This is a genomic window from Microbacterium sp. BE35, from assembly GCF_031457705.1.
Lineage (GTDB): Bacteria > Actinomycetota > Actinomycetes > Actinomycetales > Microbacteriaceae > Microbacterium > Microbacterium trichothecenolyticum.
The window spans coordinates 730,349-747,220 of sequence record NZ_JAVDXD010000002.1 but is presented as its reverse complement, the minus strand read 5'-3'; the positions used below and the strand labels follow the sequence as shown (position 1 = coordinate 747,220).

Here is a 16,872-nt window from a genome sequence, read left to right as displayed (position 1 = left end):
CACAGGTCAACCGGGCTTCCGCAGGAGAGGAAGCGCCTCGCAGGTCGTGCTGAGTCCCGGTTGACCTGTTGAACGGAAGGAAGAGCGAGTGAGGAATGCCTCGGCGCGGCCTCCGCGAACCTTGGCGCAGCAACACCGGCCTCGGATGACGCCGGGATCGCGGTCCACGGCCCCTCCACGCGCCGCCGACGCCGGATGATGGATGCTGCAGGCCGCGGCATCCCGTTCACATCACGTGATCTCGCCGAGCGCACACGACATGCGCGCGAACATCGTGTGCGCTCGGTGAGAGCACTCGATCCGAACGAGGGCGTCAGCCGCCGTAGACGTTGTGGTCGACGACGTGCATCGCGCGCGCGGCATCCGTGATGCTGCCCGACAGCGACGGGTAGACCGCGAAGACGCGGGAGACCTGGTCGACCGTCAGGCGGCGCTCGACGGCGATGGCGATCGGGTAGATCAGCTCGGAGGCGCGCGGGCCGACGATGACGCCGCCGATGACCGTGCCGCTGCCCTCGCGGGCGATGATCTTGACGAAGCCGTCCTTGATCCCCATCATCTTGGCGCGCGGGTTGGCCGCCAGGGGCAGCTTGTGGACGACGCCGTTGATGTGGCCGTCCTCGATGTCGTTCTCCTGCCAGCCGACGGTGGCGATCTCGGGCGCGGTGAAGATGTTCGACGTGATGCGTCGGCGCTCGAGCGGGATGACGACATCGCCGAGCGCGTGGAACACCGCGGTGCGGCCCTGCATGGAAGCGACGGAGGCGAGCGGCACGAACGTGGTGCAGTCGCCCGCGGCGTAGATGTTCGGCACCGAGGTGCGCGCGACGCGGTTGACCTGGATGTGGCCGGACTCGGTCATCTGGACGCCGGCCTGCTCGAGACCGATGCCCTTCGTGTTCGGGATCGAGCCGACCGCCATGAGGCAGTGGCTGCCCTCGACGGTGCGGCCGTCCGAGAGCGTCACCACCACGCCGTCGCCGGTGTTCTCGACCTTGTCGGCCCGCGACTTCGACAGCAGCTTCATGCCACCGCGCTTGAAGACGCGCTCGAGCACGGCGGCGGCATCCTTGTCCTCGCCGGGAAGCACCTGGTCGCGGCTCGACACCAGGGTGACCTTCGCGCCGAGGTTCATGTAGGCACCGGCGAACTCGGCGCCGGTGACGCCGGAGCCGACCACGATGAGGTGCTCGGGAAGCGCGGTCATGTTGTAGAGCTGGGTCCACGTGAGGATGCGCTCGCCGTCGGGCTTCGCGCTGGCGAGCTCGCGGGGAGACGCCCCCACCGAGACGACGAGGGTGTCGGCCTCGATGCGGTCGAAGTCCGTGCCGCCGGGGCCGGTCGACACGACGACGGCGTTGTCGCCCTCCAGGCGACCGTGGCCCGAGATGATGCGGACGCCCGCCTCTGCGAGCGAGGCGCGCATGTCGTCGGACTGCTGGCGGGCGAGGGTCAGCAGGCGCTTGTTGACGGCGGAGAGGTTGATCGCGATCTCGGGCTTGAGCGGCTTGCCGTCCTTGCCCTTGGCGAACAGCTGCACACCGAGGTCGCCGGCGCCCGCGATCGCGACAGCCGCGTCGGCGGTCGCGATGAGCGACTTCGACGGGACGACGTCGGTGATGACCGCCGAGCCGCCGATGCCGGCGCGCTCGACCACCGTCACCTCGGCTCCGAGCTGGGCGGCGGCCAGCGCCGCTTCGTAGCCTCCGGGTCCGCCGCCGAGGATGGCGACGGTCTGGGTGGTCTCGAAGCTGATCGACATGAATTCCATTCTCCCCTGCCGCGCGCCTCGCGGACGACACCGCGACACTCCCGGATGCGCCCGGATGCGGCTTCGCTGGCCCTCGTCGCCGTCCGTTCCTAAAGTGGTCCCATGTCAGACACCACCGGCAATCCTCTCGACGACCCCACGGCCGACCCGTTCGCGGCCGCCGCCGCCGCCGCGGAGGACATCGCCCGCATCACCGGCGTCGAGCGTCACGACATCGCGCTCACGCTCGGCAGCGGCTGGGGAAAGGCCGCGGAGCTCCTCGGAGAGACGACCTCGACGTTCCCCGCCACCGCGGTGACCGGCTTCAGCGCCCCGGCTCTCACCGGCCATGTCGGAACCCTTCGCAGCGTCGTCACGCCGAAGGGCCGCCGCGTGCTCGTGATCGGCGCCCGCACCCACTACTACGAGGGGCACGGCGTGCGCCGGGTGGTGCACAGCGTGCGCACCGCAGCCGCGGCCGGTGCGCGCACGATGGTGCTCACGAACGGCGCCGGCGGCATCAAGCACACCTGGCACCCGGGACGCCCGGTGCTCATCAGCGACCACATCAACATGACAGGCGACACGCCGCTCGAGGGCGCGACCTTCATCGACCTCACCGACCTCTACTCGCTGCGACTGCGCGACCTCGCCCGCTCCATCGACGCGAGCCTCGACGAGGGCGTCTACACGCAGTTCCGCGGACCGCAGTACGAGACGCCGGCCGAAGTGCAGATGGTCAAGTCGTTCGGCGGGCACATCGTCGGCATGTCCACCGCGCTCGAGGCGATCGCCGCGCGTCAGGCCGGCATGGAGATCCTCGGCTTCTCGCTCATCACCAACATGGCCGCGGGCATCCAGAAGCACCCGCTCAGTCACGAGGAGGTGCTCGAGGCCGGCCGCAACGCCGAGCCCGTCATCTCGTCGCTGCTGGCGCGCGTGATCGGGGCGCTGTGAACGGGGGTGCGGTGCAGGAGCCGGCTCCCGACGAGGTGTCGACGGGGGCGGATGCTGCGGCCGACGTCCTCGCGCGCGCACACGCGTGGCTCGCACAGGACCCCGACGGCGAGACGCGCGCCGAGCTGCGCGCGCTGATCGAGGCCGCCGAATCGGGCAACCCCGCCGCGATCGAGGACCTCGAGGACCGCTTCTCGGCCCGCCTCGCCTTCGGGACCGCAGGACTGCGCGGCGCCCTCGGCGCCGGCAGCAACCGCATGAACCGTGTGCTCGTCGCGCAGGCCGCCGCAGGACTGGCGGCGTACGTGCGCGAGCAGGCGGGACTCCCGCCGGTGGGCGCGGAGGCCGGGTCGCATGCGGGCACGGATGCCGCGACCGCCGCCCACGACGGCGCAGCGGACGACGCGGTCGCGGTCGCGCCTGCGGGATCGGGCGATGGTGCATCGGGAGATGACGCCCCCGCGGATCCTGGCGACGAGCCCGCGAGCCGGGAACTCGACGGCGCGGAGGCGCCGACCGACACCGAGGCCGATGCCGAGGCCGAGGCCGATGCCGAGGCCGATGCCGATGCCGCCGACGTCGAGGCCGGAGATCGCAGCGACGATGCCGGCGCGACCTCGGACGCCGCGCAGGACGTTGAAGGCGAAGCATCCGGTGCAGCTGAACTCGCGGAGCCGTCGGCGCCCGAATTGACCCACGCGCCGTCGGCCGACGCGCTGGAGGCCGAGGGGCCCGAGGTGCCCGGAATCCTCGATGACGCCCCGATCGTCGTGATCGGCTACGACGGGCGCCGCAACTCCGACGTGTTCGCGCGCGACTCGGCCGAGATCTTCGCCGGGGCGGGGCTTCGAGCGATCCTCATGCCGCGGCTGCTGCCGACGCCGGTGCTGGCGTTCGCCGTGCGCCATTTCGGCGCCGCGGCGGGCGTCATGGTGACGGCGAGCCACAACCCGCCCGACGACAACGGCTACAAGGTGTACCTGGGCGGTGCCGACGACGGATCGCAGATCGTGTCGCCCGCCGATGCCGAGATCGCCGCGCACATCGCGCGCGTGGCGGAGGCCGGCGACATCAGCACGGTTCCGCGGTCGCTCGGGTTCGAGCTGGCCACCGAGAGCGTCGTCGACGAGTACGTCGCCGCGACCGCGGCCGTCGCGCCCGCGCCCGCCGGCGCCGAGGGCCTCACGTGGGTGTACACGGCGATGCACGGGGTCGGCTGGGAGACGCTCTCGCGCATCCTCGAGATTGCGGGCTACCCCGCGCCCGTGCCGGTCTCGGCCCAGCTCGAGCCCGACGGCGCCTTCCCGACCGTCGCGTTCCCGAACCCCGAGGAGCCCGGCGCGATGGACCTCGCGTTCGAGGCCGCACGCGAGGCGGGCGCGGAGCTCGTCATCGCGAACGACCCCGACGCCGACCGCCTGGCCGTCGCCCTGCCGGACGAGTCCGCCGAGGGCGGCTGGCGCCGCCTCACGGGCAACGAGATCGGCCTGCTGCTCGGCTGGCGCGCCGGCCGGGTCGCGACTGCCGACGGAGCCGCCGAAGGTGCCTCGCTCGCGTGTTCGCTGGTGTCGTCGCCCGGCCTCGAAGCGGTCGCCCAGCACTACGACCTCGACTTCCACGCGACGCTCACCGGGTTCAAGTGGATCTCGCGCGCACCGGGCATCGTCTTCGGATTCGAGGAGGCGCTCGGCTACCTCGTGAACCCCGGGACCGTGCGCGACAAGGACGGCATCTCGGCGGCCGTCGCGATGCTGGGCATGGTGGCGGAGGCCCGCGGCCGGGGCGCGACGCTGGCCGACCTGCTGACCGAGTTCGACGAGCAGTTCGGCGCGTTCGCGAGCGACCAGGTCTCGATCCGCGTCGAGGACGTGTCGCAGATCGCCCGGATCATGGCGGCGCTGCGGGAGCGGCACCCGTCATCCGTCGGCGACGTCGCGGTCGACCGCATCGACGACCTGCTCGACGGCGTCGACGACCTGCCGCCCGGCGACGTGCTGCGCCTGTGGCTCGCCGACGGCTCGCGCGTCATCGTGCGCCCGAGCGGCACCGAGCCCAAACTCAAGCTGTACCTCGACGTGCGCGGCGAGTCCCGCGAGGACGCCGCCGCGCGCATCGCCGCGCTTGCCGACGGCGCGCGCGCTCTGCTGGGCGAGTACGGCGGCTGACCTCGGTCCCCGTCTCCTCGCGTTTGGGGCCCAATTCCTCCGTCGGGGCGCACGTTCTGCGCCCCGACGGAGAATCTGCGCCCCGAACCCGGGGCGACACCGGGCAGCAACGACGACGGAAGGGGACGGATGCTGCGGGCCGCAGCATCCGTCCCCTCCTCGGTCAGCGGAGCACGAAGTGGCCGGGCGTGACCTCGGCGAGCGCGGTGCCGTCGGGCTCGAGGCCGACCGGCTCGGGGCGCGCGGAGATGCGCTCGAGGCGGCGGCGCGCCTGCGCCGGGTCGGTCGACAGCGCCGCGTCGAGCAGGTGCCGCGTGTACGGGTGGTGCGGTGAGGCGAAGACCTCCGCGGTGGGACCGAGCTCGACGATGCGCCCGCGGTTCATGACGGCGGTGCGCGTCGCGATCTCTCGTACCACGGACAGGTCGTGGGAGATGAACAGGTAGGTGAGCTCCAGCTCGCGCTGCAGCCGCAGCAGGAGGTCGGTCACCTGCGCTTGGATCGACATGTCGAGCGCCGACAGCGGCTCGTCGCAGACGACGAAGCCAGGCCGCACGGCGATTGCGCGGGCGATCACGATGCGCTGGCGCTGACCGCCCGAGAACGCGCGCGGCCGGCGGTTGACGGCGTCCCCGTCGATCCCCACGGCGGCGAGCGCCTCGATGGCGCGGGACCGCGGATCGGAGTCAGGAGCGAGCACGGTCAGCGGCTCCATCACGTTCTGGAGTGCGGTCCGGTGCGGGTTGAGGGACGAGAACGGGTCCTGGAAGATCACCTGCATCGAACGGTGGTACGGCGCGCGCTTCGCGCGGGGCAGCGCCGTGAGGTCGACGCCCTCGTACGTGACGGTGCCGCTCGTGGGCTCGTCCATCTGGAGGATGCAGCGCCCGAGCGTCGACTTGCCGCTGCCGGACTCCCCCACGAGCGCCAGCGTCTCGCCGCGGCGGATGGTCAGGTCGATCCCGTCGACGGCGCGAGTCGTGCCGGTCGTGCGCCCCCACGCGTTTCGCTGCGGGAAGGTCTTGACGAGCCCGCGCACGTCGACGAGATCGACCGTGCGGGTCGGGGTCAGGTCGCTCATGCGTGCGTTCCTCCCTCGTCGCCGGTCGCGGCCGCGCCGAGCTCGGCGGGAGCGTCGGGCGCAGCATCCAGCAATTCCTTCGTGTACGGATGCCGCGGCTCGCGGAAGACGCGATCCACCTCGCCCGATTCGACGATGCGGCCGTCCTTCATCACGAGCACGTCGTCGCAGACCGCGGCGACCACTCCGAGGTCGTGCGTCACGATGAGCACGGTGAGCGACCGCTCGGCCTGGAGGGTGCGCAGCAGCGCCAGGATCTGCGCCTGGATCGTGGCGTCGAGCGCCGTCGTCGGCTCGTCGGCGAGGAGCAGCTCGGGCTGCGCGAGCAGGGCCATCGCGATCATGGCCCGTTGGCGCATGCCACCCGAGAGCTCGTGCGGATACCGCGACAGCACGCGACCGGGGTCGGGGATGCGCACCGCGGCGAGCGCCTCGCGCGCGAGCGCGGTCGCCTGGCGCCTTCCCACCTTCTGGAAGCGCCGCGCCACCTCGGTCAGATGCGCGCCGATCCGCACGAGCGGGTTGAACGAGGTCATCGGGTCCTGGAAGACCATGGCCGCCGGCAGGCGCCGGCTCGAAGACGTGACGTCCTCCCCGTCGAGGAGCACGCGGCGCCACTCACGGTTCGCGCCGTCGGGGAGGATCCCCATGAGCGCCCGCAGCAGCATCGTCTTGCCTGAGCCCGACTCGCCGACGATGCCCACCACGCGCCCGCGCGGGACGTCGAACGAGACGTCGTCGAGCACTGTCACGCGGCCGCCGGTGCGCCCGGGCAGGTCGACGTCGAGCCCGTCGACGCTGAGCAGCACGTGGCTCGCCGATGTCATGACGCTCCTCCTTCGCTGACCGACTGACGCAGCGCGTCGCCCAGCACGTTGAACGACAGCACGGTGAGCAGGATCAGCACACCGGGGATGAGCGCGAGGTACGGCGCGGTCTGGAGGCTTCCCTGTGCGCTCTCGAGCAGGCTCCCCCACGACGCCATCGGCGGCTGGATCCCCAGCCCGAGGAAGCTGAGCGCCGACTCGGTGAGGATCGCGGTCGAGATGCTCGCCGTCGCGGCGACGATGATCGTCGGCGCCGCATCGGGCACGACGTGGCGCCACATCACGAGCTCGCGCCGCACGCCGATGTAGCGGGCGTAGCGGACGAACGCCCGCTCGCGGAGGGTGAGGGTCTCGGCGCGCACGAGGCGTGCGGTCGCCATCCACGAGAAGACGCCGATCACGAAGATGATCGTCCACAGGCCCGGCTTGAGGAAGACGCTCGCGACGATCACGAGCACCATCCACGGGATGGAGGAGAGGAAGTCGACGAACCGCATGAGGGCGTCGTCGACGCGTCCGCCGGCGTAGCCGGCGATGAGCCCGACCATGACGCCGATGGCGGTCGCGGCGGCCATCGCGAGGATGCCCACGGTCAGCGAGATGCGCGCGCCGTAGACGACCCGTGAGAAGTAGTCGCGGCCGAGCTCGTCGGTGCCGAACCAGTGCGCGGCGCTCGGGGGCTGCCACCGGATGGCGAGGTCGGTGGTCGACGGGTCGAGCGGCAGCAGCGGCGCGAGGAGCGCGGTCAGGCCCACGACGGCCAGGAACGCGATCGCAAGCAGGGCCGAGACCGAGCGGAACGAGCGCGTGCGGTGCACGAGCGTGGTGGCGTCGACGACCGCTGCGACGTTCGGGGTGGTGGTGGGGGTGGTGGTCACGAGCCCGCTCCGATCCGGATGCGCGGGTCGACGACGACGTACAGCACGTCGGCGATGAGGTTTCCGACGATCACGAGCACCGCCGACAGCAGCAGGACCGCGAGCACGACGGGGTAGTCGAGGCTCCGCGTGGCGGTGAGGAAGTAGGGGCCGATCCCGGGCCAGCCGAAGATCGACTCGGTCACGATCGCACCGGTGACGAGGATGGGAAGGGCGAGGCCCAGCTGCGTGATGATCGGCAGCATCACGTTGCGGCCGACGTGGCGCGTCAGCACCTGGCGACGCGAGGCGCCGAACCCGCGCTGCACGAGCACGTAGTCCTGCGAGAACTGGCTGATCGTCGCCGAGCGCACGTACCGCGCGAGCTCGGGGAAGAACGCGACCACGAGCACCAGGAACGGCATGACGAAGTGCATGAGGAAGTCGACGGGGTCGCCCTGCTTGCCGACCGAGTGCATGCCGATGATCGGGAACCAGCGCAGCTGGTACCCGAAGACGTAGATCACGAGCAGCGCGAACCAGAACGACGGCGTCGCGATGCCGATCCCCGCCAGGCCGTCGATGGCCTTGTCGACGACGGTGCCGCGGCGCGAACCGGCGATGAGGCCGAGCACCACCGCGAGCAGCAGCGCCGCGAGGTATGCGGGAGCCACGAGCATGATCGTGTTGGGGATGCGCGCGGCCAGCTCCTCGGCGATCGAGTGCCGGCTCGCGAGCGAGTAGCCGAAGTCGCCCTGCAGCACGTTGGCGAGCCACAGTCCGTACTGCACCACGATGGGCTGGTCGAGGCCGTACCGCTCGCGCATGGCGGCCTTGGTCTCCTCCGACATCTGCGGTGTCGTGATGGTGTCGACGACGTCGTAAGGCGCCGCGTGCAGCAGCGCGAAGACGACGAACGTCACGAGCAGCAGCATCGGCACGACCTGCAGCAGACGGCGGAGGATGTAGACCGCCATCGTTCTCCTTTCACGGGCTGTGTCCGGCGGATGCTGCCGCGCAGCGCCCACCGGACACACGACGACGTCACGGGCCCCGTCGCCGGGACCCGTGACGTCGGTGACTCACTGCTCGGTGAGGAGCCCGAAGTTCTCGAACGTGTAGATCGGGACCAGCTTGGCGTCCTCGACGCCGCCGATCCGCGGGTTCACGGCGAGGATCTTGAGGTTGTCGGCCAGCGGGAAGACCACCGCGTCCTCGGCGATCTGCGCCTGCAGGTCGGCGTAGATCGCCTTGCGGGCCTCGGGGTCGAGCTCGACCGCGCCCTGGTCGAACAGCGCGTCCGTGGCCGGGTTCGAGTACGAGAAGTAGTTCGCCGAGGCGCCCGTGCGGTACAGCAGGCTGTACGCGTCGGGATCCTGGCCCATGATGTAGCCGCCCAGGAACGCGTCGTACTGCGAGTCGGCGCCCTTCTGGATCTCCTCGAAGACCGCGGCGGGCTCGATGCCCGCGAGCTCCACCGTGATGCCGGCGTCCTTCAGCTGCTGCTGGATCAGGGTCGCCTCGGTCTTCTGCGCGGGGTCGGCCCCGGCGTACGCGAGCGTGAACGAGAGGTCGGAGACGCCGGCCTCCTCGAGGAGGGCTGCCGAGGCATCCGTGTCCTGCTCGTACTTCTCGACGTCCTCGGTCGCGAACGCGTTGCTCGGCGGAAGGATCGTGTACGCGTTCTCGTAGTAGTCGTCGCTGAGGAACGCGGCCGTGTTGATGTCGTCGCGGCTCAGGGCGAAGAAGATCGCCTGGCGGACCTTCGGGTCGGTGAGCTTCGCGGCGTTGAGGCCCAGGTAGGCCACGCGCCCCTCGGCGTACGGGTAGACGTTCAGGCCCGCGCCCTCGAGCTCGGTGATCTGGTCGGGCGTGGCGAACGACGCGTCGACCTCACCGGTCTGCAGCGCCGTCTTGGTCGTGTTCGAGTCCGAGACGATGCGCAGCGTCAGCTCCGGGATCTGCGGCGCCTCACCGTAGTAGTTCTCGTTCGCCTCGAACGTGAGGTACTGGCCGCGCTCGTACTCGGTGAGCGTGTACGGGCCCGAACCGACCGCGAGCGGGTCGAGCTCGGTCACCGAGAAGTCGGTCACGTCGCCGTACACGTGCTCGGGGATGATGTACGTCTCGGTCGCGATGTTGCTGAGGGCCGCGGCGCTGACGCTCGGCAGGTGGAAGACCACGGTGCGCTCGTCGGTCGCCTCGGCGGTGATGGGCTGGTCGCCGACGTACAGCAGGTCGGCGTTGCCGTTCTCGCGGACCGCCTTGTTCGTGTAGGTGAAGACGACGTCGTCGGCCGTGAGAGGCTCGCCGTCGGACCACTTCAGGCCGTCCTTCAGCGTGACGGTGACCGAGAGGCCGTCGTCTGCGGGCTCGATGGACTCGGCCAGCTCGTTGACGACGGTGCCGTCGCCCTCGACCCGGGCGAGCGGCGAGTAGACGATGTTGGTGACGGTCAGGCCCCAGCGGTCGCTGACGTTGATGGGGTTGAGCGACGACGGGTCGCTCGCGATCGCGTAGGTGAGCTGGCCGGTGGCCTCGGCACCGGACGTCTCGGGTGCGGCATCGCCCTGTGCGCAGGCGGCCAGACCGATGGTCGCCGCCAGTGCCAGTGCGATGGGGGCGATCACTCGCCTCTTCGTCTTCATCTGTTTCGAGTCCTCTTCGCTGTGCATGCGCCGGAATGGACGCACCGTTCGAGCCTAGGCGGGGCTTCGGAGGCGAGGGCCGGGCGGGGCGAACAATTGCGAAGTATGACGACGCGCGGGCGCGCATGTGGACGTCAACCCGATCGGGATGCTTCGCACGTTGCGCATCCGACATGGTTCGAAGCACCCGCGGCCTACGCTCGAGGCATGCTCCTCACCTCGCCGGTCACCCTCGAGAACGCGCACGTGCGCCTGGAACCCCTCTCCCCCGAGCATGAGGCCGACCTGGCCGCCGCGGCCGCGGGCCTGGAGCACGCCTGGTACACATCGGTGCCGCGCCCGGAGGGCATCGCCGCCGACATCGCGCAGCGACTCGCGTGGCGCGACGAGGGCCACATGAATCCGTGGGCGGTGCGCCGGCTCGACACCGGGCGGGTGATCGGCACGACCACGTTCTGCAACATCGATCAGGCCAACCGGCACGTCGAGATCGGGCACACCTGGATCGGGCTCGAGGCTCAGCGCACCGCCGTCAACACCGCCGCGAAGCTGCTGCTGCTCACCCACGCGTTCGAGCAGTGCGACGCCATCGCGGTCGAGTTCCGCACACACTGGCACAACCGTCAGTCCCGCGCCGCCATCGCCCGCCTCGGCGCCAAGCAGGACGGCGTCCTGCGCAATCACCGCCTCGGCCCCGACGGCACCCTCCGCGACACCGTGGTCTTCTCGATCCTCCCGACCGAGTGGCCCGCGGTTCGCCTCGACCTCACCGAGCGCCTCGCCCGCGGCTGACGCCGGGGCGCAGCATCCGTTCGCCCTCGTCGTTTGCCGGCCCGGCCCGCTGCATCCAGCCACTTCCGGGTTTGGGGCGCGATCTCTCCGTTGGGGCGCAGATCCTCCGCCCCAACGGAGAAGCTGCGACCCAAACCACGTGCGGGATGACCCAGTCCCCGCTGACGAAAGTGGGATCGGCGGCCGGTTCCTCCCCAGCCGGTCCACACCGCGCCGCACCGCCGTGTTGTCCACGGGTTGGTCACCGGCGACCACGCTCCTGTCGTCGTTGCGAAGACTCGACGTGTGACCGTCTTGAGCCTCCTTCGGCACGACGACCTGCTCCTGCGAGGGGTGAGCCCACGGCGTCTCGCTCAGGCGCTGCGCGCGGGCCAGCTCGTGAAGATCCGACCGGGTGTCTTCGTTCGAGGCGACGCGTGGACCGCGGCGAAACCCGAGGCTCGGGCCATCGCCCGCGCGCAGGCCCTGACCGAAGTGTCGGCGAGCTCGCCGGTCGTGTCGCACGAAACCGCGGCAGCCGCGCATGGACTGCCCCTCTATCGCGCCGATCGCGAGCGCATCCACATCATCGCGGCGGCGCAGCGCCCTGGCGCCCCCTTCGGCGTCGTCCGTCATCGTGGTGAATTGTCCGACGAGGACGTCGTGGAAGCGGACGGCCTGCGGTTCACCTCGCTCGCACGCACGGTCGCGGATGTCGCGCGCACCGCGACGTTCGAGCAGGCGGTGACGATCGCCGATGCGGCACTGCGCAAGCAGTTCGTGGCGGGACCAGGCGAGTACGACGTGGAGGGAGCCCAAGCCTTTCGCGACAGGGTCGCCGAGATCGTCAGGCGATCTGCGCACGGTCAGACGCGCGCACGACGAGTCCTGGATTTCGCCGACGGTCGAGCGCAACTGCCTGGTGAGAGCATCAGCCGGATCCGGCTGCGAGAGCTCGGGTTCCGCATCCTCGAGCTTCAGGTGGCCGTTCCTGGACCGCGCGGACAGCCCTACTACGTGGACTTCGGACTCGAGGAGATCGCCGCGTTCGGCGAGTTCGACGGAGCAATCAAGTACGTCGACGGAAAGCTCCTCGACGGCCGGACCTCCTCCCAGACGCTCGACGAGGAGAAGCAACGCGAGGATTGGATCCGTGGCACGACCCAGCGCCGGTACGCACGATGGGGCTGGTCGCACCTGGCGACAGCGTCGGAGCTCGGTGCACGTCTCGAGGCGTTCGGCATCCGGCCTTCGCGATGACGCACGGATGAAGGGGTTTTGGGGCGTGAACGCTCCGTTGGGGCGCAGAATCCGCGCCCCGACGGACAATACGCGCCCCAAACCCGTGACAGACGGCGGGCACCGGAGACGGATGCTGCGGCTCAGCCGTCGATCACAGCGACGAGCTCGTCGAGGAAGGCGTTGAAGTCTGTGCCCCGGCGGACGAGGCGCTGCACGCTGTCGCGCTCGCTGAACACCTCGACGAACTGCTCGAACACCGTCTGGAACGCCTCGCGGTCCGTCTCGGAGAACGCGACCAGCGCCACCACCTGCACGCGCCCGTCGCCCCAGGGGATCGACGGGTCGGCGATGCCGATGGCGATGGCGGTGCGGGATGCCGTCATCTCGAGCGCGTGCGGCACCGCCAGCGCGTCGGTGAACGCGGTCGAGGACAGACGCTCGCGCTCGATGGTGCGCTCGACGTACTCAGCATCGATGACCTCGCGGGCCTGCAGCAGGGCGCCCAGCCCCCGGATCACGCCCTCTTCGCCGGCGGCCTCATCGAGGCCGCGGAGGAAGGCGGACGGCTCGAAGTAGCGCTCCAGCTCGGCGCGCAGCCGCGCGAGGCGGCGCGAGCGCCGGATCCGCCCGGCCGCGGCCTGCACGCGCTCGACGTCGCTGTCGGTGAGGAACGGCTGGATGCGCACGATCCGGTCGTTCGTCGTGGGCGGGTCGATGGTCGTCAGGACGAGGTCGGTGTCGATCGAGGCCCAGTCGGGATCGGCGCGGGTCTCGACGCCCACCACCTCGATCGCCTGCCCGAGCGAGCGGTCGACGCTGGAGCGCAGCAGCTCGTGCAGGTCGTAGTAGCCCGGGCACACGATCGTCGCGGTGAGGAGCTGGTCCGCGCGGCGGCTGCGCTCGAGCCGGCCCCCGACGTGCATCGCGATGTAGGCGATCTCGTCGTCGGGGAGCGGGATGCCGAGCCTCTGCTGCAGCCGGCTCGCGATGAACACCGCGACCTCGAAGATCATCGGGTACGTCGACTTGAGCGACCGCGTCAGCGGGTTGCGCGACCACGCCTGCTCGCGGGCGCGGTGCAGCAGGTTCTGCACGTGGAGGGCGAGCCGCGCCACGAAGTCCTCGTGCGCGATGTCGACGAGGAACTCGTCCGCGGCCGCGGTCACGACCTCGCGCACCACGGCCTCGATCTCGGGATCGAGCGAGGACGTCACGGCCCCGGATGCGGCGTCCTCGTGCCCGTCGGGCGCGACGACGCGGGTGAGCACCAGCGTCGCGAGGTGCTGCAGATCGGCGCCGCCGAGCCGCACACCGAGGTGCCGTTCGGACAGTCCGGCGATGATCTCGGCGACCTGGCTCTGGGTCGGCCGCTCCCGCTGGGTGGAGCCGGCCGCATCGAGCGGGCGGTCGCGCGAGGTGCGGTCGGCCGCGATCGCGATGTGCATGACGACGTCGGCGATGCCGAACTCGTTGACGAACCAGCCCAGCTCGCCGAGGCGCGCGACGAGCTCGGCCTTGAACGGGCCGAAGGCCTGCGCACCGACCGATCCCTCGCCGAGCGTGCGGCGGAGGGCGGCGAGATCGAAGGACCCCGCATCCATCTCGTCGTGGGCGAGCTTGCTCAGCAGCCGCCGCTGCGCGGCCTCGGTGCCGCGCAACCGGGCGCGGGACGCGGATCGCTCGAGGGTGAGCTCGGTTCCGCCGAGCAGCCCGCGGACGCGGGCGAGGTCGGCGTCGAGGGTGGCCGGCGAGACATGGAGCGCGTCGGCGGTCTCGAACACGTCGATGCCGTCGGGGGCGTCGAGAAGCGCCCGCACGAGCGTGTGCAGCCGGTCGCGGGGCGTGCCCGTGTCGCCGCCCGCACGAAGAGCCGCCGCGCCATCGGATCCGGCGCGGTAGCCCTGCGGCCCGGACTCGACAGCGACGCCCGGCGCCACCCGCGCGTTCGCGGCGGTGACGTAGGAGCGGATGCTGCGGGGGGTCACGCCCAGCGCGTCGGCGAGAGCGGATGCGGTGACCCAGTCGCCGTCGCGCAGGAGCAGTCCGAGCACACGATCTTGCCGGGCTCGGGTCACACGCCCAGTCAACCACGCGCACCGGACAGCAGGGCCGCGGCGTTTCCGCCCCCGCGGAAGAAGGAGTGGTTGTCCCCTCCCAGCGTTCTCACAAGAATGGCCACAAGAGGAGGCGGGTCGATGAGGATCCTGGTGGTCTGCGGAGCGGGTGCGTCGAGCACCTTCGTCGCTCAGCGCGTGCGTCACGCGGCCCACGCAGAGGGACTCGAGTATTCCGCCTTCGCCGGCACCGAGCAGTCGCTTCCGATCGATCTCGATGCCGCCGACGTCGTCCTCGTGGGACCGCATCTGCTCCATGCGCTCGAGCGGATAGAACGGGATGCCGCCGCGCGAGGCACGACGGTGGTGCTGCTGCCGCCCGACATCTTCGGAGACCGGGACGGCACGCGGACACTCGCACTGGTCCGCGCCGCGATCGGGAGCCCCGGGGGGCCGCTCCCGGCCGCGGATGCGGCCCCGCCACCTCAGGACTGAACAACACCGCGACGAACCAGGAACAGACAGAGAGGTCACGACATGCCACCCATCTCCCGCACCGTCCGGATCGGATCGGCGCACGGTCTGCACGCGCGTCCGGCGAAGCTGTTCGCGCAGGCCGCGAAGGATGCCGGCATCCCGATCACCATCGCGAAGGACGCGGGGAGTCCGGTCAACGCGGCGAGCATCCTCGGCGTGATCGCGCTCGGCATCGAGCAGGGCGACTACGTGACCCTCACCGCGGACGGCGACGGGGCGGAGTCGACCCTCGACACCCTCGCGGAGCTGCTCACCACCGATCACGACGCGGAGGCCTGAACCATGACCGAACTCCGCGGGGTGGGAATCGGACTCGGCGTCGCCCAGGGGCCCGTCGCACGCATGGCGGAGCCCGCACCGGCTCCCTCGGACGCGCCGAGCGAGATCAGCGCCGACGAGGAGAAGGCGCGGGTGACGGATGCCGTCGCCGCCGTCGCACGCGAGCTCGAGGCCCGTGGCGCGCAGGCGGGCGGAGCCGCGCAGGAGGTGCTCGAGGCGCAGGCCATGATGGCCGAGGACCCGACCCTCGCGGACGAGATCGGCACGAGGCTCGCGCAGGGCAAGACCGGCGAGTTCGCCGTGTTCGACGCCTTCGCGTCGTTCCGCGACCAGCTCGCGGCGATGGGCGGCTACCTCGGCGAGCGCGCCGCCGACCTGGACGACGTCGCGCAGCGCGTGATCGCGCGCCTGCGCGGCGTCGCGGCACCGGGTGTGCCGGACCCCGGGCACCCGTTCGTCCTCGTCGCGAAGGATCTCGCACCGGCGGACACGGCGCTGCTCGACCTGACCAAGGTGCTGGCCCTCGTGACCACCGAGGGCGGACCCACCTCGCACACGGCGATCCTCGCGCGCGAGAAGTCGATCGTCGCGATCGTGGGCGCCACCTCGGCGACGGCACTGCGCGACGGCGAGACGGTGATCGTGGATGCCGCCGCCGGCGTCGTGACGACCGACCCGACCGCCGACGAGCTCGAGCGGGCGCAGAACCGCGCGGACGCACGTGCGTCCGCAGCATCCGCTCCCATCACCGACGGAGCCCTCGCGGACGGCACCTCCATCCCGCTGCTGGCGAACCTCGGCAACCCGGAGGGCGCCGCCGATGCTGTCGCGCTGGGGGCCGAGGGCGTGGGGCTGTTCCGCACCGAGTTCCTGTTCCTGAGCTCCAACCAGGCGCCCACCGTCGAGCAGCAGCGCGAGGCGTACACGAAGCTGCTCGCCGCGTTCCCGGGCAAGAAGGTCGTCGTGCGAGTGCTCGACGCCGGTGCCGACAAGCCGCTCGCGTTCCTGAACGACGCGCACGAGGAGAACCCGGCGCTCGGGCTCCGAGGCATCCGTGCCCTCCGCGCCAGCGAGGACATCCTGCGCGAGCAGCTCACGGCCCTCGCCGAAGCGGATGCCGCCACCGATGCCGACCTGTGGGTCATGGCGCCGATGGTCGCCACCGTCGAGGAGACGAACTACTTCACCGCCCTCGCCCGCGACTACGGCATCAAGACCGCCGGCGTCATGGTGGAGGTGCCCTCGTCGGCGCTTCTCGCCGACCGCATCCTGGTGGACGCGGACTTCGCCTCCATCGGCACCAACGACCTCACGCAGTACACGCTCGCCGCAGACCGGCTCCTCGGATCGGTCGCGTCGTTCCAGGATCCGTGGCACCCGGCGGTGCTGCGCCTGATCCGCGAGGTCGGCGACGCCGGCCGCGCGAACGGCAAGCCGGTCGGCATCTGCGGCGAGGCGGCGGCAGATCCCCTGCTCGCCGTCGTGCTCGTCGGCCTGGGCGCCACGAGTCTGTCCATGGCACCCACGGCTCTCGCCGACGTGCGCGCCACACTTCTCCAGCACACCATCGCCGAGGCACGCGACATCGCCACGGCAGCCCTCGCCGCGAACAGCGCGGCATCCGCCCGGTCCGCAGCCCAGCAGGCGGCCACCCGATAGGTCGCCCCGGCGGCCCGGACACCCACATACAAAGGGAGACAGCAA

The 16,872-nt window shown here is 71.1% G+C and carries 13 protein-coding genes and 1 pseudogene; 7 read left to right on the top strand and 7 right to left on the bottom strand.

Annotation, left to right across the window (positions count from 1 at the left end; translation table 11 throughout):
- Positions 1-313: 313 nt before the first annotated feature.
- Entirely contained in the window at positions 314-1,771 is a 1,458-nt protein-coding gene (locus J2Y46_RS09465; protein WP_045300995.1) for an NAD(P)H-quinone dehydrogenase, read from the bottom strand.
- 102 nt (positions 1,772-1,873) lie between these two features.
- On the opposite strand from J2Y46_RS09465, the gene J2Y46_RS09460 reads away from it, so the two are divergent.
- Positions 1,874-2,707 carry a purine-nucleoside phosphorylase gene (locus J2Y46_RS09460; RefSeq protein ID WP_310241882.1) on the top strand — a complete coding sequence of 278 codons (834 nt, stop codon included), beginning with the start codon at positions 1,874-1,876 and terminating at the stop codon, positions 2,705-2,707.
- A 755-nt stretch (positions 2,708-3,462) separates the two neighbouring features.
- Positions 3,463-4,872, top strand: a pseudogene (locus J2Y46_RS09455) (phospho-sugar mutase); the annotation flags it as partial.
- Positions 4,873-5,035: 163 nt separating this feature from the next.
- On the opposite strand, the gene J2Y46_RS09450 reads toward J2Y46_RS09455, so the two are convergent.
- The 5 genes from J2Y46_RS09450 to J2Y46_RS09430 form a co-directional block, all read right to left on the bottom strand.
- Positions 5,036-5,953 (bottom strand): ATP-binding cassette domain-containing protein, encoded by a 918-nt coding sequence (locus J2Y46_RS09450; protein ID WP_310241880.1) that lies wholly within the window; start codon positions 5,951-5,953, stop codon positions 5,036-5,038.
- Complete coding sequence (locus J2Y46_RS09445) at positions 5,950-6,780, bottom strand: ABC transporter ATP-binding protein (RefSeq protein WP_310241878.1); 831 nt, start codon at positions 6,778-6,780, stop codon at positions 5,950-5,952. The genes J2Y46_RS09450 and J2Y46_RS09445 overlap by 4 nt, the downstream gene beginning before the upstream one ends.
- The gene (locus tag J2Y46_RS09440) at positions 6,777-7,658 is read right to left on the bottom strand and encodes an ABC transporter permease (protein WP_211255946.1); all 882 of its coding nucleotides are present in this window, start codon (positions 7,656-7,658) and stop codon (positions 6,777-6,779) included. Before J2Y46_RS09440 ends, J2Y46_RS09445 begins: the two co-directional genes overlap by 4 nt.
- Positions 7,655-8,614, bottom strand: a complete 960-nt coding sequence (locus J2Y46_RS09435; RefSeq protein ID WP_045300989.1) for an ABC transporter permease — start codon at positions 8,612-8,614, stop codon at positions 7,655-7,657. The genes J2Y46_RS09440 and J2Y46_RS09435 overlap by 4 nt, the downstream gene beginning before the upstream one ends.
- Positions 8,615-8,719: 105 nt before the next feature.
- Positions 8,720-10,267, bottom strand: coding sequence for an ABC transporter substrate-binding protein (locus tag J2Y46_RS09430; RefSeq protein ID WP_310241875.1), 1,548 nt, complete (start codon positions 10,265-10,267; stop codon positions 8,720-8,722).
- 225 nt (positions 10,268-10,492) lie between these two features.
- Here J2Y46_RS09430 and J2Y46_RS09425 point away from each other — a divergent pair, with 225 nt between their 5' ends.
- Positions 10,493-11,077, top strand: coding sequence for a GNAT family protein (locus tag J2Y46_RS09425; RefSeq protein WP_310241872.1), 585 nt, complete (start codon positions 10,493-10,495; stop codon positions 11,075-11,077).
- A 285-nt stretch (positions 11,078-11,362) separates the two neighbouring features.
- Entirely contained in the window at positions 11,363-12,316 is a 954-nt protein-coding gene (locus tag J2Y46_RS09420; RefSeq protein ID WP_310241870.1) for a hypothetical protein, read from the top strand.
- 122 nt (positions 12,317-12,438) lie between these two features.
- On the opposite strand, the gene J2Y46_RS09415 is transcribed toward J2Y46_RS09420, so the two are convergent.
- On the bottom strand, positions 12,439-14,373 hold the full coding sequence (locus J2Y46_RS09415) for a PRD domain-containing protein (RefSeq protein WP_310241869.1): 1,935 nt from the start codon (positions 14,371-14,373) through the stop codon (positions 12,439-12,441).
- 120 nt (positions 14,374-14,493) lie between these two features.
- On the opposite strand from J2Y46_RS09415, the gene J2Y46_RS09410 reads away from it, so the two are divergent.
- The 3 genes from J2Y46_RS09410 to ptsP are packed head-to-tail and all read left to right on the top strand — an operon-like array spanning position 14,494 to position 16,827.
- Complete coding sequence (locus tag J2Y46_RS09410) at positions 14,494-14,847, top strand: PTS sugar transporter subunit IIB (protein WP_045300984.1); 354 nt, start codon at positions 14,494-14,496, stop codon at positions 14,845-14,847.
- A 42-nt stretch (positions 14,848-14,889) separates the two neighbouring features.
- Positions 14,890-15,168 carry an HPr family phosphocarrier protein gene (locus J2Y46_RS09405; RefSeq protein WP_045300983.1) on the top strand — a complete coding sequence of 93 codons (279 nt, stop codon included), beginning with the start codon at positions 14,890-14,892 and terminating at the stop codon, positions 15,166-15,168.
- 3 nt (positions 15,169-15,171) lie between these two features.
- The gene (gene ptsP, locus J2Y46_RS09400) at positions 15,172-16,827 is read left to right on the top strand and encodes a phosphoenolpyruvate--protein phosphotransferase (protein ID WP_045300981.1); all 1,656 of its coding nucleotides are present in this window, start codon (positions 15,172-15,174) and stop codon (positions 16,825-16,827) included.
- Positions 16,828-16,872: the final 45 nt, after the last annotated feature.